Annotated in this window: 16 protein-coding genes and 1 pseudogene; 3 read left to right on the forward strand and 14 right to left on the reverse strand. The window is 71.4% G+C overall.

From position 1 onward, the window contains the following. Window positions 1-67 precede the first annotated feature (67 nt). Window positions 68-1,672, reverse strand: a complete 1,605-nt coding sequence (locus ACFOW4_RS07030; protein ID WP_377525573.1) for an ABC-F family ATP-binding cassette domain-containing protein — start codon at window positions 1,670-1,672, stop codon at window positions 68-70. A 263-nt stretch (window positions 1,673-1,935) separates the two neighbouring features. Between ACFOW4_RS07030 and ACFOW4_RS07035 the strand changes: the two genes are divergently transcribed. Then, window positions 1,936-2,853 (forward strand): neutral zinc metallopeptidase, encoded by a 918-nt coding sequence (locus ACFOW4_RS07035; protein WP_377525574.1) that lies wholly within the window; start codon window positions 1,936-1,938, stop codon window positions 2,851-2,853. Between the two features lie 36 nt (window positions 2,854-2,889). Here ACFOW4_RS07035 and ACFOW4_RS07040 read toward each other — a convergent pair whose 3' ends face one another. The 10 genes and pseudogenes from ACFOW4_RS07040 to ACFOW4_RS07085 form a co-directional block, all read right to left on the reverse strand. After that, window positions 2,890-3,546, reverse strand: a complete 657-nt coding sequence (locus ACFOW4_RS07040) for an acVLRF1 family peptidyl-tRNA hydrolase (RefSeq protein WP_377525575.1) — start codon at window positions 3,544-3,546, stop codon at window positions 2,890-2,892. 122 nt (window positions 3,547-3,668) lie between these two features. Further along, on the reverse strand, window positions 3,669-4,292 hold the full coding sequence (locus ACFOW4_RS07045) for a LysE family transporter (RefSeq protein ID WP_377525577.1): 624 nt from the start codon (window positions 4,290-4,292) through the stop codon (window positions 3,669-3,671). 232 nt (window positions 4,293-4,524) lie between these two features. Next, entirely contained in the window at window positions 4,525-4,986 is a 462-nt protein-coding gene (locus ACFOW4_RS07050) for a metal-sulfur cluster assembly factor (RefSeq protein ID WP_377525578.1), read from the reverse strand. Continuing rightward, the gene (gene sufU / locus ACFOW4_RS07055) at window positions 4,983-5,456 is read right to left on the reverse strand and encodes a Fe-S cluster assembly sulfur transfer protein SufU (protein ID WP_377525620.1); all 474 of its coding nucleotides are present in this window, start codon (window positions 5,454-5,456) and stop codon (window positions 4,983-4,985) included. Before sufU ends, ACFOW4_RS07050 begins: the two co-directional genes overlap by 4 nt. A gap of 2 nt (window positions 5,457-5,458) precedes the next feature. Then, entirely contained in the window at window positions 5,459-6,763 is a 1,305-nt protein-coding gene (locus ACFOW4_RS07060; RefSeq protein ID WP_377525580.1) for a cysteine desulfurase, read from the reverse strand. 20 nt (window positions 6,764-6,783) lie between these two features. Then, complete coding sequence (gene sufC / locus ACFOW4_RS07065; RefSeq protein ID WP_377525581.1) at window positions 6,784-7,557, reverse strand: Fe-S cluster assembly ATPase SufC; 774 nt, start codon at window positions 7,555-7,557, stop codon at window positions 6,784-6,786. Continuing rightward, a complete protein-coding gene (locus ACFOW4_RS07070) occupies window positions 7,557-7,883 on the reverse strand; it encodes a non-heme iron oxygenase ferredoxin subunit (RefSeq protein WP_377525583.1) in 327 nt (108 codons plus the stop codon). Before ACFOW4_RS07070 ends, sufC begins: the two co-directional genes overlap by 1 nt. Further along, window positions 7,883-9,025, reverse strand: coding sequence for a Fe-S cluster assembly protein SufD (sufD, locus tag ACFOW4_RS07075; RefSeq protein WP_377525584.1), 1,143 nt, complete (start codon window positions 9,023-9,025; stop codon window positions 7,883-7,885). The genes ACFOW4_RS07070 and sufD overlap by 1 nt, the downstream gene beginning before the upstream one ends. Before the next feature lie 100 nt (window positions 9,026-9,125). Next, a complete protein-coding gene (gene sufB, locus ACFOW4_RS07080; RefSeq protein ID WP_377525586.1) occupies window positions 9,126-10,556 on the reverse strand; it encodes a Fe-S cluster assembly protein SufB in 1,431 nt (476 codons plus the stop codon). Further along, window positions 10,553-11,262, reverse strand: a pseudogene (locus tag ACFOW4_RS07085) (helix-turn-helix transcriptional regulator). Before ACFOW4_RS07085 ends, sufB begins: the two are co-directional and overlap by 4 nt. Before the next feature lie 177 nt (window positions 11,263-11,439). Between ACFOW4_RS07085 and ACFOW4_RS07090 the strand changes: the two are divergent. Then, window positions 11,440-12,408, forward strand: a complete 969-nt coding sequence (locus ACFOW4_RS07090) for a heme A synthase (protein ID WP_377525587.1) — start codon at window positions 11,440-11,442, stop codon at window positions 12,406-12,408. 101 nt (window positions 12,409-12,509) lie between these two features. On the opposite strand, the gene ACFOW4_RS07095 is transcribed toward ACFOW4_RS07090, so the two are convergent. The 3 genes from ACFOW4_RS07095 to ACFOW4_RS07105 all read right to left on the reverse strand — a co-directional run bounded on the left by ACFOW4_RS07095 (window position 12,510) and on the right by ACFOW4_RS07105 (window position 15,052). Next, window positions 12,510-13,433, reverse strand: coding sequence for a RimK family alpha-L-glutamate ligase (locus tag ACFOW4_RS07095; protein ID WP_377525588.1), 924 nt, complete (start codon window positions 13,431-13,433; stop codon window positions 12,510-12,512). Between the two features lie 14 nt (window positions 13,434-13,447). Beyond that, the gene (locus ACFOW4_RS07100; RefSeq protein WP_377525590.1) at window positions 13,448-13,783 is read right to left on the reverse strand and encodes a hypothetical protein; all 336 of its coding nucleotides are present in this window, start codon (window positions 13,781-13,783) and stop codon (window positions 13,448-13,450) included. Window positions 13,784-14,098: 315 nt separating this feature from the next. Next, entirely contained in the window at window positions 14,099-15,052 is a 954-nt protein-coding gene (locus ACFOW4_RS07105) for a heme o synthase (RefSeq protein WP_377525591.1), read from the reverse strand. A gap of 266 nt (window positions 15,053-15,318) precedes the next feature. Between ACFOW4_RS07105 and tkt the strand changes: the two genes are divergently transcribed. Continuing rightward, window positions 15,319-17,457 carry a transketolase gene (tkt, locus tag ACFOW4_RS07110; RefSeq protein ID WP_377525593.1) on the forward strand — a complete coding sequence of 713 codons (2,139 nt, stop codon included), beginning with the start codon at window positions 15,319-15,321 and terminating at the stop codon, window positions 17,455-17,457. The last annotated feature ends 16 nt before the right edge of the window (window positions 17,458-17,473 follow it).

Below are 17,473 nucleotides of genomic sequence, written 5' to 3' on the forward strand. Positions count from 1 at the left end.
GGCGGCCGGCTGCCTCGGCGGGCGGCCGGCCCGCGCCGGTGGCCGGAGCCAACCCGACGCCGACCGGTCAGGCCAGCTCGACCAGCTCGAGCAGGTCGTCGCTCCAGGCGTCCTCGTCGCCGTCGGGCAGCAGGATGGCCCGGTCCGGCTTGAGCGCCAGCACCGCACCCGGGTCGTGGGTGACCAGCACGATCGCGCCCGGGTAGTTGGCGATGGCGTCGAGCACCTGCTCCCGGCTGACCGGGTCGAGGTTGTTCGTCGGCTCGTCGAGCAGCAGCACGTTGGCGCCGGAACACACCAGGGTCGACAGGGCCAGCCGGGTCTTCTCGCCGCCGGAGAGCACGCCGGCCGGCTTGTCCACGTCGTCGCCGGAGAACAGGAACGCGCCGAGGATCTTGCGCAGGTCGGTGTCGGACTGCTCGATGGCGGCGGCGCGCATGTTCTCCAGCACCGTCCGGTTGACGTCCAGGGTCTCGTGCTCCTGGGCGTAGTAGCCCAGCCGCAGGCCGTGCCCCGCGTGCACCTCGCCGGTGTCCGGCTGCAACAGCCCGCCGAGCATCCGCAGCAGGGTGGTCTTGCCGGCGCCGTTGAGGCCGAGGATGGCCACCCGGGAGCCGCGGTCCACCGCCACGTTGACGTCGGTGAAGATCTCCAACGAGCCGTACGACTTGGACAGGCCGGTCGCGGTCAGCGGGGTCTTGCCGCACGGCGCCGGGTTGGGGAAGCGCACCTTGGCCACCCGGTCGGCGACCCGCACCTCCTCCAGGCCGGAGATCAGCTTCTCCGCGCGGCGGGCCATGTTCTGCGCCGCGACGGTCTTGGTGGCCTTGGCCCGCATCTTGTCGGCCTGCGCCATCAGCGCGCCGGCCTTCTTCTCCGCGTTGGCCCGCTCCCGGCGCCGGCGCCGCTCGTCGGTCTCGCGCGCCTCCAGGTACGCCTTCCAGCCCAGGTTGTAGACGTCGACCACCGAGCGGGTGGCGTCCAGGAACCAGACCTTGTTGACCACCGACTCCAGCAGCGAGCCGTCGTGGGAGATGACGATCAGACCGCCCTTGTGGTTGGCGAGGAAGCCGCGCAGCCAGGTGATCGAGTCGGCGTCGAGGTGGTTGGTCGGCTCGTCGAGCAGCAGGATGCCACCGCCGTTCTCGCCGGCGTCGCGGAACAGGATCCGGGCCAGCTCGATGCGCCGGCGCTGACCGCCGGAGAGGGTGCCGATGGTCTGGGCGAGGGCCCGGTCGGGCAGCCCGAGGTTGGCGCAGATGCGGGCGGCCTCGGCCTCGGCGGCGTACCCGCCGAGGGAGGCGAACTGGTCCTCGAGCGCGCCGTAGCGGCGGACCAGTTTGTCGCTGGAGTCCTCGGCGAGCTTGGCCTCGATCTCCTTCATCTGGGCCATCAGCACGTCCAGGCCACGGGCCGAGAGCACTCGGTCGCGACCGGTCACCTCGAGGTCGCCGGTACGCGGGTCCTGCGGCAGGTAGCCGATGGCGCTGCGCCGGTCGATCTGCCCGGCGTACGGCTGGCCCTCACCCGCGAGCACCTTCAGCGTGGTGGTCTTGCCGGCGCCGTTGCGGCCGACCAGGCCGATCCGGTCACCCGGCTGCACCCGCAGCGTGGTGTCGGACAGCAGGATCCGGGAACCGGCGCGCAGTTCCAGGCCGGAGGCAGTGATCATTTCGTGGGGCTCGCTCTCGGGGTTCGAAAGGCTGACTCGGGGCACGCGAAACGACCGACGGGCTCGGTGGCCCGCCGGCGCGGGGCGGTTCAGCCTTCGCAGCGCAGCACCCGACAAGTGTACCGGGCGCCGCCGGGCGGCCCGCCCGGATTACCACCCAAGATCATCGGGTACCGGGAATCGGTATCCGGACCCGGTCCGGCACTGCCACGACACGAAGACATCCACCACACAGCGACGGACATACGGCGATCGGGGTCAGCATGGAACTCAACGAGCGGGCCGAACTTGACACCTCGCAGGTCAACGACCTGGGCCGCGGCGGCGGATCGGGCGGCGGCATCGGCATCCCGTTGCCCGGCGGGGGCGGCCGGGGAGGGCTGATCGGCATCGTGGTCGCCGTGCTGGTCGCCCTGGTCGGCGGCGGCTTCGGCCTCAACGCCGCAACCAACGGCGACGACGGCGCTCCGAGTGGCGGCACCGCGATCGAGGGGTGCGAGAAGGAGAACGCCCAGCGCTTCGAGGACGTCCGCTGCCGCAACCTGCTCTTCGTCAACAGCATCCAGGGCTACTGGCAGGACGAGTACCCCAAGCTGGCCGACAAGCCCTACCAGCCGACCGACACCAACTACTTCCAGGCCGCGGTGAACACCGGCTGCGGTCAGGCCGACTCCGGCGTCGGCCCGTTCTACTGCCCCGCCGACAAGCAGGTGTACATCGACCTGAGCTTCTACGACGAGCTGGCCTCCCGGTTCGGCGCCAAGGGTGAGTTCGCCGCCCCGTACGTGCTGGCGCACGAGTACGGCCACCACATCCAGAACCTGCTCGGGACCAACGCCCGGGCCGGCCAGGGCGAGCAGAGCGGCCCCCGCTCCGCGTCGGTGCGGCTGGAACTGCAGGCCGACTGCTACGCCGGAGCCTGGGCCAAGCACGCGACCGAGAGCAGGGACCGGACCGGCCAGGAGCCGCTGTTCACGTCGGTCACCCCGACCGACATCAGCGAGGCGGTGGAGACCGCCGAGGCGATCGGTGACGACACCATCCAGAAGCGCTCCGGCGGGCGGATCAACCCCGACCAGTTCACGCACGGCACCTCCGAGCAGCGGCAGCGTTGGTTCCGGCAGGGCTACGACCAGGGTGACCCCCGCGCCTGCGACACCTTCGGCACCGACCAGCTCTGAGCTGTGCAGGGGCGCCCCGACGGCCGGGGCGCCCCTTCAGTCGTTCGGCCCGGGATCGCGAACCAGGATGTGCACCGACCGAGCCGCGGCGATCGCGGCGACCAGCACGGCGTGGCGCGGTTCGGGCACGTCCAACAGCCGCTCGGCGCGCAGGGCCGCGAGCGGTGCGAGCCGACGATCGGCGAGGATGCCGTCCACCGTCCGCCGGTCACCGCCGGCGACCAGCGCGTCGAGCGAGCCCGCCTGCGGCAGGAGCAGGCGTACCGCCAGCTCCACGGCGTCGCCGAGAGCGGCCTTGGCCTGGTTGTCCCGCCGGCGGGCGAACCGCTGCTGCGACCAGCCGCCGGCGGCGGTACGCCCCTGCACGTACCGGGAGTCCACCTTGGAGACGACCAGGTCCTCCCCCGCCGCCACCCCGACCGCCACCGCGCTCTTGCGGGCCAGCAGCAGGCCGAGCCGCCTCGGCGCGGCGGCCGCCGCCACGAAGCCGGGCAGGTCAACGGTGGCCGCCGCCCCCGGCGGGGTGTGCAACTCGGCCGTCGCACCGTCGGGCGCCGCGAGCCGCATGCCGTACCCCTCGACGGTGGTGGTGGGCGGACCGTGCCGGTCGGCGAACCCCTCGACCCAGCGCGCGACCCGCGCCGGGTCGACCTCGACCCACCGGCCGCCACCGGCTGCGGTTCGGCTGCTCATGCACCCGAACCTACGGCACCCCCACCTCCACTCCACCGCCCGCCCCGGCGATCATGAAGTTGCTGTCGCGACACGCCGGCATCGAGGACCCAACCTCATGATCACCATGGCGGGGTGGGGGGTCAGGCGCGGAGCAGCACGGTGATCGCCAGGGCGGCGATGATGACGCTGGAGGCCAGTGCGGTGACCAGGCGGCCGCGGGGGCCGGCCAGCGCACGGCCGACCAGCGTGCCGCCGCCGGCGATGAGGAGCTGCCAGCTCGCCGAGGCCAGGAAGGCGCCGAGGACGAACAGCGTGGCCGTCGACCAGCCGGAGTCGAGGGCGTCACTGCGGCCGAGCACCAGCGCGGCGAAGTAGACCACCGTGGCCGGGTTCAGCAACGTCAGCGCGAGGATGCCGGCGAAGGCGCGCAGCGGGGTGTCCAACCCTCGGCGGGTCCCCGGGTCGGTCGCCGGGCGCGGTCGCAGCGCGCGCCAGGCGCCGTGCCCGGCGAGCGCGAGCAGCACCGCCGCGGCCGCCACCCGCAGCGGGCCGGCGATCGGCTCGACGATCCCGGCCACCGCGGCGCCGCCGAGGGCGGCCACGGCCGCGTACAGGCCGTCGGCGGTAGCCACGCCGAGTGCCCCGGCCGCGCCGACCCGAAACGAGGTACGGGCGCTGAGCCCGAGGATGAGCACCGCGATCGCGCCAACCGGGATGGCGACGCCGTAGCCGGCCACCAGGCCGGCGAGGAACGCCCCGGTCACGGTCGTCGGTGGCGGGTCGAGGCGCGGCCCGGGAGCGTGCGCTGTCGGAGCGCGGCGGTGGCCGCGCCGACAGGAAGCCGCTTCGGGTACGTCTCGATCACCGGCACATCCTGCGCAACCTCGCCCGCCCGACGCCACCGATTTTCAGCCCTGGGATCCCTCACGTGCTGAGACGCGTCGAGCGCGGCACCCGAATGGGCGCCGCGCTCGACGGGATCCGACCGGAGTCAGCTCAGACGTTGAAGCCGAGGGACCGGAGCTGGTCGCGCCCCTCGTCCGTGATCTTGTCCGGGCCCCACGGCGGGAGCCAGACCCAGTTGATCCGGATGTCGTTGACCAGTCCCCCACCGGGGCCGGTGGTGAGCGCCTGCCGGGCCTGGTCCTCGATGACGTCGGTCAGCGGGCAGGCCGCCGAGGTGAGCGTCATGTCCAGGGTGGCCACGTTCTCGTCGTCGACGTGCACCCCGTACACCAGGCCCAGGTCGACCACGTTGATGCCCAGCTCCGGATCGACGACGTCCTTCATCGCCTCCTCGATGTCGGCGAGGGCGGCCTTGCCGCCGCCCGCCGCCGCGGTGGTGGCGTCGCCGGCACCCGGCGTCGCCGCGCCGTCGGTCGTCACGGCGCCGGCCTGCGGCGTCGCGGTCGCGTCACCGGCCTCCGGCGTCGCTGCGGTAGCGGTGTTCTCGCTCATGCCTTCACCTCCGGGCTCACGCCCACGCCGGCGCGTGCCGCGGCGTCCTTGAACGCCATCCACGGCAGCAGCGCGCACTTGACCCGGGCGGGGTAGCGGGCCACGCCCGCGAACGCGACCCCGTCACCGAGCACGTCCTCGTCCGGTGTGACCTGGCCACGGCCGGACATCAACTCGACGAACGCCTCGTGCACGGCGAACGCCTCCCCCGCACCCCGACCGCGCAGCAGCTCGTGCAGCACGCTCGCCGACGCCTGGCTGATCGAGCAGCCCATGCCGTCGTACGAGACGTCGTGCAGCACGTCGCCGTCGGTGGCCACCCGGACGGTGACCTCGTCGCCGCAGGTCGGGTTGACGTGGTGCGCCTCCGCGACCCGGTCGCCCGGCTCGTCGGCGTCGCGCAGGCCACGCCCGTGCGGATGCTTGTAGTGGTCCAGGATGATCTCCTGGTAGAGCTGGTCGAGCTGCACCATCAGTTGAACACCTTCCGCACCTGCTCCAGTCCCGCCACCAGGGCGTCGATCTCCCCGGTGGTGGTGTAGAGGTAGAACGAGGCCCGCGTCGTCGCCGGCACGCCGAACCGGCTGCACACCGGCTTGGCGCAGTGGTGGCCCACCCGCACCTGCACGCCGAGCGAGTCGAGCACCTGACCCACGTCGTGCGGGTGCACGTCACCCAGGGCGAACGAGATGGTGCCGCCCCGGCCCACCGGCACGGTGGGACCGAAGATCCGCAGGTCGGGCACCGAGCCCAGAGCGTCCAGCGCGTACGCGGTCAGCTCCTTCTCGTGCCACTGGATGGCCGACATGCCGATGCCGGTCAGGTAGTCCACGGCCGCGCCCAGCGCCACCGCCTCGGCGATCGGCGGGGTGCCCGCCTCGAACCGGGCCGGCGGCGCGGCGAACGTCGACCGCGCCATGGTCACCGTCTCGATCATCGAGCCACCGCCGAACACGGGCGGCATCGCCGCCAGCAGCTCACCCCGGCCCCAGAGCACGCCGATGCCGGTCGGCCCGCACATCTTGTGCCCGGTGAAGGCGATGAAGTCGGCGTCGAGGTCGACCACGTCCACCGACATGTGCGGCACCGACTGCGAGCAGTCGAGCAGCAGCAGCGCGCCGACCTCGCGGACCCGCGCGGTGATCCGGGAGGTGGCGTTGACCGTGCCCAGGATGTTCGACATGTGCACCAGCGAGACGATCTTCGTCCGTTCGGTGACCAGGTCGTCCAGGCCGGACTCGTCGAGCCGGCCGCCGTCGGTGACCGGGAACCAGCGCAGGGTCGCGCCGGTGCGCTCGCAGAGCAGCTGCCACGGGACGATGTTGGAGTGGTGCTCCATCTCGGAGATCACCACCTCGTCGCCCGGGCCGAGCCGGAACCTCGGGTCGCCGTCCGGGCGCAGCGAGGCGTTGGAGAACGCGTACGCCACCAGGTTGATGGCCTCGGTGGAGTTCTTGGTGAACACCACCTCGTCCACGCTCGGCGCGTTGATGAACGCGGCGATCTTCGCGCGCGCCCCCTCGTACGCCTCGGTCGCCTCGGTGCCCAGGGTGTGCACCGAGCGCGACACGTTGGCGTTGTGCAGCGCGTAGTGCTCACCGAGCACGTCGAGCACCTGGCGGGGCTTGTGCGAGGTGTTGGCGCTGTCGAGGTAGACCAGCGGATGCCCGTTGATCTCCCGGTCCAGGATGGGGAAGTCGGCACGAACCCGGGCCACGTCGAAACGCGGCACGTCGTCGTACTGCGGCATCCCCGGCGGGATCGCGATGCTGGTCATCTCGGCAGCGCCTCTCCCGCTCAGGCCTTGGCCGTGCCGGCCCCGGCGGCGTACCGCTCGTAGCCCTCGGCCTCGAGCTTGTCGGCCAGCTCCGGGCCGCCCTGCTCGACGATCCGGCCGGCCACGAAGACGTGCACGAAGTCCGGCTTGATGTAGCGCAGGATCCGGGTGTAGTGGGTGATCAGCAGCACGCCGGTGTCGCCGGTGTCGCGGACCCGGTTGACGCCCTCGCTGACCACGCGCAGCGCGTCCACGTCGAGGCCGGAGTCGGTTTCGTCGAGGATCGCGATCTTCGGCTTGAGCAGCTCCAGCTGGACGATCTCGTGGCGCTTCTTCTCACCGCCGGAGAAGCCCTCGTTGACGTTGCGCTGGGCGAACGCCGGGTCCATCTGGAGGCGCTCCATGGCGCCGCGCAGCTCGCCGCCCCAGGTGCGCAGCTTCGGCGCCTCGCCGTCGATGGCGGTCTTCGCGGTACGCAGGAAGTTGGCCACCGAGACGCCGGGCACCTCGACCGGGTACTGCATGGCCAGGAAGAGGCCGGCGCGGGCCCGCTCGTCGACGGACATGGCGAGCACGTCCTCGCCGTCGAGGGTCACCGAGCCGCCGGTGATCTCGTACTTGGGGTGACCGGCGATCGAGTACGCCAGGGTCGACTTGCCGGACCCGTTCGGGCCCATGATCGCGTGAGTCTCCCCCGACTTCACGGTCAGGTCGACACCGGCCAGGATCGGCTTGAGCTCACCCTCGGGCAGCTTGACCGACACCTTCAGGTCGCGGATCTCCAGGGTGCTCATTATCGGGTCACTCCATTACTCGGCGTCAGGCTGAGGTAGATGTCGCCGTCGCGGACTTCGACGGGGTAGACGGGTACGGGTTCGGTGGCCGGCAGCCCTGTGGGCTCCCCGGTACGCAGGTCGAAGCGCGAGCCGTGCAGCCAGCACTCCAGCGAGCAGCCCTCGACCTCACCCTCGGAGAGGGCCACCGAGGCGTGCGAGCACTCGTCGTAGGCGGCGTAGAACTGGCCGTCCTCGCCGTGCACCAGCGCGATCGGGGTGCCGTCGACGTCCGCGCTGATCGCGGTGCCCTTCGGCACGTCCTCGGTCGAGCAGATCCGGATCATCAGGCGCCGGCCTTGCTGAGTCGGGCCTCGATCGCATCGCCCAGGCGCTCGCGCAGCGACTCCACCGGGATCTTGTTGATCAGCTCGGCGAAGAAGCCGCGGACCACCAGGCGGCGGGCCTCGCCCTCCGGGATGCCCCGGGCCATCAGGTAGAACAGCTGCTCGTCGTCGAAGCGGCCGGTGGCGCTGGCGTGGCCGGCGCCGGCGATCTCGCCGGTCTCGATCTCCAGGTTGGGGACCGAGTCGGCCCGGGCGCCGTCGCTGAGCAGCAGGTTCCGGTTGATCTCGTAGGTGTCGGTGCCCGTCGCCTCGGCCCGGATCAGCACGTCACCCACCCAGACGGTGTGCGCGTCGTCGCCCTGCAGGGCACCCCGGTAGCCGACGTAGCTGCGGCAGTCCGGCACGGTGTGGTCCACCAGCTGCCGGTGCTCCAGGTGCTGGCCGGAGTCGGCGAAGTACAGGCCGTACAGCTCTGCCTCGCCGCCACGGTCGGTGTACTCCACGGAGGTGTATTGCCGGACTAGGTCGCCGCCGAGGGAGACCTGCACGTGGATCACCTTGGCGTCGCGACCCAGCTTGATCTTCAGGTGCTGGGCCTGGACCGCGTCGTCGGCCCAGTCGGCGACGGTGACCAGGGTCAGCTTCGCGCCGTCGGCCACCGAGACCTCGACGTTGTCGGCCAGGGTCACCGAACCGACGTGCTCCACGACCAGGGTCACCTCGGCGAACCGGCCCACCTCGACGAAGGTGTGCCCGAACGCCACGCCCTCGGCGCCCGCACCGACGGTCCGCAGGCTCACCGGCGCCGACACCACGGCGTCCCGGGCGACCTCGACCAGCAGCGCCTGCCCGGCGCCGCCGTAGGCGAGCGCGCTGACCCGGTCGACCGGGGTGAGCACGCTGCCCAACCGACGGTCGTCCGTGCCGATCCGGCTGACGGTGACGCCCTCGGGGAGGTCGCCGTACTCGTGCCGGATCGTGCCGGTGGCGGCCTGCGCCTCGCCGACCAGGCCGCGCAGGCGCTTGAGCGGGGTGAAGCGCCACTCCTCCTCCAGGCCGGTGAGGGCCGGGAAGTCGGCGACGTCGTACGAGCGGAGCGCCTGCGACTTGGTGCTGGGCGGCGCGGAAGCCTGGGTAGTCATCTCTTCCTTGGTCTGTTCTGTCGATTGATCGGAGGGTCGGCCGGGGTTCCGCGAACCTCGACCCGAAGGCTCGGGGTTCGCGGACCGCCGGGCGGCGGCGTCAGCCGACCGCGCCCTCCATCTGCAGCTCGATCAGGCGGTTGAGCTCCAGGGCGTACTCCATCGGGAGCTCCTTGGCGATCGGCTCGATGAAGCCGCGCACGATCATCGCCATCGCCTCGTCCTCGCTGAGGCCCCGGCTCATCAGGTAGAAGAGCTGGTCGTCGCTGATCTTGGAGACGGTCGCCTCGTGACCCATCGACACGTCGTCCTCGCGGATGTCGACGTACGGGTAGGTGTCCGAGCGGGAGATGGTGTCGACCAGCAGCGCGTCGCACTTGACCGTGCTCTTGCTGTGGTGCGAGCCCTCCAGCACCTGGACCAGGCCGCGGTACGAGGTGCGGCCGCCGCCCCGGGCGATCGACTTGGAGATGATGGTGCTGCTGGTGTGCGGAGCGGCGTGCACCATCTTGGCGCCCGCGTCCTGGTGCTGGCCCTCGCCGGCCATCGCGACCGAGAGCACCTCGCCCTTGGCGTGCTCGCCGGTCATGTAGACCGCCGGGTACTTCATGGTCACCTTGGAGCCGATGTTGCCGTCGACCCACTCCATGGTCGCGCCCTCGTGGCAGACGGCGCGTTTGGTGACCAGGTTGTAGACGTTGTTCGACCAGTTCTGGATGGTCGTGTACCGGCAGCGCGCGTTCTTCTTGACGATGATCTCCACGACCGCGCTGTGCAGCGAGTCGGAGGAGTAGAGCGGCGCGGTGCAGCCCTCGACGTAGTGCACGTACGCACCCTCGTCGACGATGATCAGCGTCCGCTCGAACTGGCCCATGTTCTCCGTGTTGATCCGGAAGTAGGCCTGCAGCGGGATCTCCACGTGCACGCCCTTCGGCACGTAGATGAACGAGCCACCGGACCACACGGAGGTGTTCAGGGCGGCGAACTTGTTGTCGCCGACCGGGATCACCGTGCCGAAGTACTCCTTGAAGACGTCCTCGTGCTCGCGCAGCGCGGTGTCGGTGTCCAGGAAGAGGACGCCCTGCTCCTCAAGGTCCTCACGGATCTTGTGGTAGACGACCTCGGACTCGTACTGCGCCGCCACGCCCGCGACCAGCCGCTGCTTTTCCGCCTCCGGGATGCCCAGCCGGTCGTAGGTGTTCTTGATGTCCTCCGGCAGGTCCTCCCAGCTGGTGGCCTGCTTCTCGGTGGACCGCACGAAGTACTTGATGTTGTCGAAGTCGATGCCGGTGAGGTCGGCGCCCCAGGACGGCATCGGCTTGCGGCCGAACAGCCGCAGGCCCTTCAGCCGCAGGTCGAGCATCCAGGCCGGCTCGTTCTTCTTGGCCGAGATGTCCCGCACCACCGCCTCGTTGATGCCGCGCTGGGCGACCGCCCCGGCGGCGTCCGGGTCGGACCAGCCGTACTCGTAGCGACCCAGGGCGGCAAGCTGCTCTTCCTGGGTCAGGGGCTGGACGATCTGCTCGGTCATCTATCTGTCCTCACAGTGGTGACGGGTTACTGGACTGGACGCGCCCCGGCTGGGTCGGGATGTGCGTGGTGCACACCCCGTCGCCGTGCGCGATGGTGGCCAGACGCTGCACGTGGGTGCCGACCAGGCGGGAGATCACCGCGGTCTCGGCCTCGCACAGCTGGGGAAACTCGGCGGCCACGTGCGCCACCGGGCAGTGGTGCTGACACAGCTGGCCGCCGGAGGCGATCGTGGACGCGTTGGCAGCGTATCCCTCGGCGGTCAGCGCCCCGGCGAGTGCCTCGGCCCGCGCCAGGGGATCGTCGCCGGCGTCCTCCATGGCGGAGCGGCAGCGGGCCTCCAGGGCGGAGACCTGCTCGGTGGCGAACGCCTCGACCGCGTCGGAGCCGCCGTTGCGGGCGATCCAGCGCAGCGCGGCGGTGGCCATGTTGTCGTAGTGGTGGGTGCCGCAGCGGACGCGCGCCGCCTCGGTCAGCAGGAACACCTTGGCCGGTCGGCCGCGCCCCCGGCTGCCCCGTACGGCCTGCTCGCGGGCGACGACGTCACCGTCGGCGAGCATCGCGTCGAGGTGTCGGCGGATCGCCGCCGGGCTGAGCCCGAGCGCCGAACCGAGCTGCGCGGCGGTGGTCGCCCCCCGCTCCAGCAGCAGCTGGGTGACCCGGTCCCGGGTGGAGAGGTCGGTCGCCCCGGAGCCCGGTGCGCCCACGGCGGACGCGGACGCCGGCGCACCGACGGCCGGACCGGCCGTCGGCTGCTGCCCGGAGAGCGCCGCCACGTTTTTCACAACGCCAACGTTACGTAATTACCTCAAGCCCCGCAAACCCGGGTCCCGGTGATCCGAACCACCGGTCCCCCGGGAGTCGGACGAACCTCGACCACTACGGTGCGTAGGATTTGCCCCGTGAACCGATTCGCCCCCCCGGTCCCCGACGCCCTGCTGCGCCGCCTCGCGCTCGCCTCGATCATCGCGAACGTGGGCATCGTCGGCACCGGCGGGGCCGTCCGGTTGACCGCGTCGGGCCTCGGCTGCCCCACCTGGCCCCGGTGCACCGACGCGTCCTACACCGCCACGTCCGAGATGGGCGTGCACGGGGCGATCGAGTTCGGCAACCGGATGCTGACCTTCGCCGTCGGCGTCATCGCGCTGGCCACCGTGCTCGCCGTACTGGCGCACCGGCCACGCCGCCCCGGGCTGCTGGCGCTCGCCGTCGCCGTCTTCCTGGGCATCCCCGCCCAGGCGGTCATCGGTGGCATCACCGTGCTCACCAACCTCAACCCGTGGGTGGTCGGGCTGCACTTCCTCGCCTCGATGGCGGTGATCGCCGCCGCGTACGCCCTCTGGCGGCGCGTCGTCGACCCGGACGGCGCGGTGGTGCCCGTGGTCCCGGCGCCGCTGCGCACACTGGCCTGGATCACCACCCTGGTCGGCGTGGCGGTGCTGGTCATCGGCACCTGGGTCACCGGCAGCGGCCCGCACGCTGGCGACCAGGGCGCGGCCCGCAACGGGCTGGACCCGGAATCCATCTCCCAGGTGCACGCCGACGGCGTCTTCCTGCTGATCGGCCTCTCGGTGGCGCTGATCTTCGCGTTCCGCGCAGTCGGCGCGCGGCGGGCCACCCGGGCCGCGGTGATCCTGGTCGCGGTCGAGCTGGGTCAGGGCCTGATCGGCTTCGTGCAGTACTTCACCCACCTGCCCGCAGTGCTGGTGGGCGCGCACATGCTCGGCTCCTGCCTGGTGCTGCTGGCCACCCTGTCGGTGCAGTGGTCCACCCGCGAGCGCCGCCCGGCCACCTCGGCGACCGAGGCCGCCGCGACCGCCGCCGAGAGCGAAGCCGTTCCGGTCACCGCCTGACCGCGCCCCGCGCAAGATCACGACCCGACGCGCCGCCTCCGGGCGGTGCGGGCCGGTCCGTGGGCGACCGACACCGCCCGGCCGGAGCGGTGGTGGGTGGGTCAGGGGGTACGGGTACGCAGGTGGGTGGCGATCGCGTCGGCGAGGCGCTCTGGAGCGCCCGAGGCGTGGCCGATGAACAGTGACGGCTCGGTCAGCTCCAGCTCCACCAGGACGGGCCTGCCGTCCGGGCCGGGGATCAGGTCCACCCGGGCGTAGAGCAGGCGCTCCGTCCCGCCCGGCACCTCGGCGAGCACCTGCTGAGCCACCGCGAGCTGCTCGGGCAGCGCGGTGCGGGCACTGATGTCCTCGGCCTTGTAGAGCCCGTCCGGGCCCAGGTCTGGGCCGGTGAGCATCGGGCCCTTGCGGATCGCGTGGCTGAACGCGAGCCCGCCCGGGCCGGCCAGGAACAGCAGTGCCGTCTCGCCGTCGGTGTCCACGGCGCTGAGATACGGCTGGACCATGGTGAGCCGCCCGGCGTCGGAGAGCCGCCGGACGTGCGCGGCCGCCAACTCCCGGTGCTCCGGGTCGGCCAGGTCGTAGCGGCCGGTGTCCTGGCTGCCCGCGCTGACCGCGGGCTTGATCACGTACTCGCCGCAGTCGGCCGGTGGGCGCCAGCTCTCCCCCGGCTCGACCCAGGACGTCGGGACCGTCGGCACCCCGGCGGCGCTGAGCTGGGCCAGATACCGCTTGTCGGTGTTCCAGCGGACCACGTCGGCCGGGTTGACCAGCGCGGGCACCGTGGCAGCCCAGGTGACGAACTCGTCGCGGCGCAGCGCATAGTCCCACGGCGAGCGGAGTACGACCAGGTCGTAGCGGGACCAGTCGACGTCCGGGGCGTCCCAGACGGCGGCCTGGGCCGCGATCCCACGGGCGGCCAGCGGGGCGAGTACCAGCCGGTCGTCCGGGTCGAGGTCGGCCAGCTCGGCGCAGGTGACGAGAGCGACCCGGGGTTCCCCCCGGGTCGACTGGTGGTGGTCGGTCAATTCAGCTGTCTATCTCAACGGGCCATCGTGCGCCGGGCCATCGACCGCCACAGGTCGTTGCTCGGACGCATCTGGTCCATCAGTTCACGCTCCCAGGCGTTCTCGACGGTGACTCCCGCCTTGGCGCAAGCCTGCCGCGCGACGACGGTGTCGTCCGCGAACTGGTCGCCCCACGCGCCGTCCTCCCCCACGAGGACGATCCGCGCGCCACGCTTGCCGACGTACTCGATGACCGCCTTCGCCCCGCCGTGTCCGGCGGCGAACGACTTGAGGCCCGCGACCAGACCGTTGGGGGTCTGCTCCGCGGCGGTCTGATCGGCCGTCAGCGTCGTATCGGAACCATCTGCCATGACGCGAAGCCTAAGCAGACTTGCACCCGGGCGGGCGAGAACCATGAACCTTTTGTGATGCCAATTACCTGGAGGTTTAAGGAAGACCACAAGTTGTATGCCCGGTTTTATCCGGACTTATCGGTCGGAAAGCTCCCGGCGAACCGCCCGCATCCGGCACAGGTTGAGCCGGTCCGACTCAGGACGAAAGTTTCTCTGATGTGACGTTAAACCCGTACAGTCTATCCATCATGGTGATTTGTCCCGGCAGCCCCACCGGCCGGACGCGGCTACGACGCCGGTAGCGCCCCGTGCGGCGACCGGTGTGGGGGCCCGTCAGAGCAGCGCGTCGACCGCGACGGCCACGAAGAGGATGGTCAGGTACGTCGTCGACCAGTGGAACAACCGCATCGGCTTGACCGCCTCGCCCCGGGTCGCCCGCCCACACAGCCGGTGCGCCTCGACCAGGAAGATGGCGCCCACCACCAGGGTCGGCACGCCGTAGATGGCGCTCAGGCCCAGCGGCCAGACCGCCAGCGAGGTGAGCACCGTGAGCCAAGCGAAGATCAGGATCTCCGCGTTGACCCGGCGGACGGAGGCCACCACCGGCAACATCGGGATGCTGGCCCGCGCGTAGTCGTCCTTGTACTTCATGGCCAGCGGGTAGAAGTGCGGCATCTGCCAGAAGAAGACCACCGCGAACAGGCCCCAGGCCGCCGGGGCCAGCGAGCCGGTCACCGCGGCCCAGCCGATCAGCACCGGCGCCGCCCCGCAGGCCCCACCCCAGAAGGTGTTCGCCGGGGTGGTGCGCTTGAGCCACAGCGTGTAGACGACGTCGTAGTAGACGATCGCGGCGAGGGTGAGCCCGGCGGCCAGCAGGTTGGTGAAGACCGCCAGCAGGACGACCGAGACCGCCGCCAGCACCAGCCCGAAGACCAGGGCGTTGCGCGGCGAGACGGTGTGCGCCGGCAGCGGGCGGCGCTTGGTGCGCCGCATCAACTGGTCGATGTCCCGGTCGATGTAGCAGTTGATCACGCTGGCCGCGCCTGCGGCGAGCGAGCCGCCGACGAGCACCACGGCCATCAGCCACAGCGACGGCAGGCCACCCTCGGCCAGCATCATCGTCGGGATGGTGGTGACCAGCAGCAGCTCCACGATGCGCGGCTTGGTCAGCGCCACGTACGCCGAGAGCACCGCCCGCAGGTCCCGCCGGGCCGCCGGACCCTCGGCCGCCCGCGCCGGGGGCTGCCCGGCGGGGTTGCTCACGGGGCGCTCGGTGATCATGCTCACGGATTGCCACCTTCCGGCATCGGCACGGGGAGATCGGTTCGGCGAAGCCCGTTCGGGGTCCGCATACCGACCCACACACTACGCGTCGTCGTTTTGGCTGCCCGGCCGACCCGACAACGGTGCGGGCCGTCACACCACCGGGTTGAAACGGGCATCCGGGTGGTCGCGTAGCGCACACCATGCAGAGATCCCTGGGCGGACGTTTAGTCACGCTCTATAGGGTCATCAGTGAGGGTTCCGCCCATCTGCCGAGGAGCACAACCATCGTGGCTGCCAACCGACCCGAGCACTCCGCACTCAACTGGTCCGACCTCGATCGCCGGGCCGTCGACACCGTCCGCGTGCTGGCCATGGATGCCGTCGAGAAATCCGGCAACGGCCACCCGGGCACCGCCATGAGCCTGGCGCCCGCGGCGTACCTCCTCTTCAACCGGGTCATGCGGCACAACCCAGCCGACCCGAACTGGCCCGGCCGCGACCGGTTCGTGCTGTCCGCCGGGCACTCCAGCCTGACCCTCTACATCCAGCTCTACCTCTCCGGCTACCCGATGAGCCTGAGCGACCTGCAGTCGCTGCGGCAGTGGGGCTCGCTCACCCCGGGCCACCCGGAGCACGGGCACACGCCGGGCGTGGAGACCACCACCGGCCCGCTCGGGCAGGGCCTGGGCAACGCGGTCGGCATGGCGATGGCGGCCCGCCGCGAGCGCGGCCTGTTCGACCCGGAGGCCGAGGCGGGCGCCTCGGTCTTCGACCACGACATCTGGTGCATCGCGTCGGACGGCGACATCGAGGAGGGGATCAGCCACGAGGTCAGCTCGCTCGCCGGGCACCAGCAGCTGGGCAACCTCACGGTGATCTACGACGACAACGAGATCTCGATCGAGGACGACACCCGGATCGCCAAGAGCGAGGACGTGGCGGCCCGCTACGAGGCGTACGGCTGGCACGTGCAGACCGTCGACTGGCGCCGTGGTGACGCCGACCAGGCCGACTACCACGAGGACGCCGAGGCGCTGTACCAGGCGCTGCTGGCCGCCAAGGCGGAGACCGCACGCCCCTCCTTCATCGCGCTGCGCACCATCATCGGCTGGCCCGCGCCCAACAAGCAGAACACCGGCAAGATCCACGGCTCGGCGCTCGGCGCCGACGAGGTGAAGGCCACCAAGCAGATCCTCGGCTTCGACCCGGAGAAGAGCTTCGACGTCGACGAGGAGGTGCTGGCCCACGCCCGGACGGTGATGGCTCGCGGCGCCGACGCCCAGCAGAAGTGGACCACCGCGTTCGACGGCTGGAAGTCCGCCAACCCGGAGCGCGCGGCCCTCTACGAGCGGATCGCCAAGCGGGTGCTGCCTGAGGGTTGGGCCGAGGCCCTGCCCACCTTCCCCGCCGACGCCAAGGGCATCGCCACCCGGGCCGCCTCGGGCAAGGTCCTCGAGGCGCTCGCGCCGGTGCTGCCGGAGCTGTGGGGCGGCTCGGCCGACCTGGCCGAGAGCAACAACACCACCATGAAGGGCGAGCCGTCCTTCATTCCGGCCTCCCACGCCACCAAGGACTTCCCGGGCCACGAGTACGGCCGCACGCTGCACTTCGGCATCCGTGAGCACGCCATGGGCGCGATCCTCAACGGCATCGTCCTGCACGGCGGCACCCGGCCCTACGGCGGCACCTTCCTGGTGTTCAGCGACTACATGCGCCCGTCGGTGCGACTCGCCGCGCTGATGAAGCTGCCGGTGACCTACGTCTGGACGCACGACTCGATCGGCCTGGGCGAGGACGGCCCGACGCACCAGCCGGTGGAGCACCTGACCGCGCTGCGCGCCATCCCGGGCCTGAGCGTGGTCCGCCCCGCCGACGCCAACGAGACCGCGTGGGCGTGGCGGCAGGCGCTGGAGCACACCGACCGGCCGACCGCGCTGGCGCTGAGCCGCCAGGCGCTGCCGACCCTGGACCGGAACGTGCTGGGCGGCGTGGAGGGTGTGGCCAAGGGCGGCTACGTGCTGGCCGAGGCCTCCAACGGCAAGCCCCAGGTGATCCTGGTCGGCACCGGCTCCGAGGTGCAGCTCTGCCTGACCGCCCGGGAGCGGCTGGAGGCCGACGGCACCCCCACCCGGGTCGTCTCGATGCCCTGCCAGGAGTGGTTCTACGACCAGGACGAGGCCTACCGGGAGTCGGTCCTGCCACGCGGGGTAAAGGCACGGGTGAGCGTCGAGGCGGGCATCGGCATGTCCTGGCGCGGCGTCGTCGGTGATCTGGGCGAGAGCGTGAGCCTGGAGCACTACGGGGCGAGCGCCCCGCACACCGTGCTCTTCGAGCAGTTCGGGTTCACCCCCGACCGGATCGTCGCGGCGGCGCACGCCTCGCTGGCCCGGGTGGGCGACATCACCGGTTTCACGACCGGCAACTGAGGGGAGCGTGGACGAC

It is taken from the genome of Micromonospora sp. GCM10011542 (genome assembly GCF_042650685.1).
Taxonomy (GTDB): domain Bacteria; phylum Actinomycetota; class Actinomycetes; order Mycobacteriales; family Micromonosporaceae; genus Micromonospora.

What these genes read in the sequence shown, in the direction of transcription:
- ACFOW4_RS07030 (WP_377525573.1), bottom strand. Translation starts at nt 1,672, where the DNA reads ATGATCACTGCCTCCGGCCTGGAACTGCGCGCCGGTTCCCGGATCCTG.
- ACFOW4_RS07035 (WP_377525574.1), top strand. Translation starts at nt 1,936, where the DNA reads ATGGAACTCAACGAGCGGGCCGAACTTGACACCTCGCAGGTCAACGAC.
- sufB (WP_377525586.1), bottom strand. Translation starts at nt 10,556, where the DNA reads ATGACCGAGCAGATCGTCCAGCCCCTGACCCAGGAAGAGCAGCTTGCC.
- sufD (WP_377525584.1), bottom strand. Translation starts at nt 9,025, where the DNA reads ATGACTACCCAGGCTTCCGCGCCGCCCAGCACCAAGTCGCAGGCGCTC.
- ACFOW4_RS07060 (WP_377525580.1), bottom strand. Translation starts at nt 6,763, where the DNA reads ATGACCAGCATCGCGATCCCGCCGGGGATGCCGCAGTACGACGACGTG.
- sufC (WP_377525581.1), bottom strand. Translation starts at nt 7,557, where the DNA reads ATGAGCACCCTGGAGATCCGCGACCTGAAGGTGTCGGTCAAGCTGCCC.
- ACFOW4_RS07050 (WP_377525578.1), bottom strand. Translation starts at nt 4,986, where the DNA reads ATGAGCGAGAACACCGCTACCGCAGCGACGCCGGAGGCCGGTGACGCG.
- ACFOW4_RS07040 (WP_377525575.1), bottom strand. Translation starts at nt 3,546, where the DNA reads ATGAGCAGCCGAACCGCAGCCGGTGGCGGCCGGTGGGTCGAGGTCGAC.
- ACFOW4_RS07070 (WP_377525583.1), bottom strand. Translation starts at nt 7,883, where the DNA reads ATGATCCGGATCTGCTCGACCGAGGACGTGCCGAAGGGCACCGCGATC.
- ACFOW4_RS07100 (WP_377525590.1), bottom strand. Translation starts at nt 13,783, where the DNA reads ATGGCAGATGGTTCCGATACGACGCTGACGGCCGATCAGACCGCCGCG.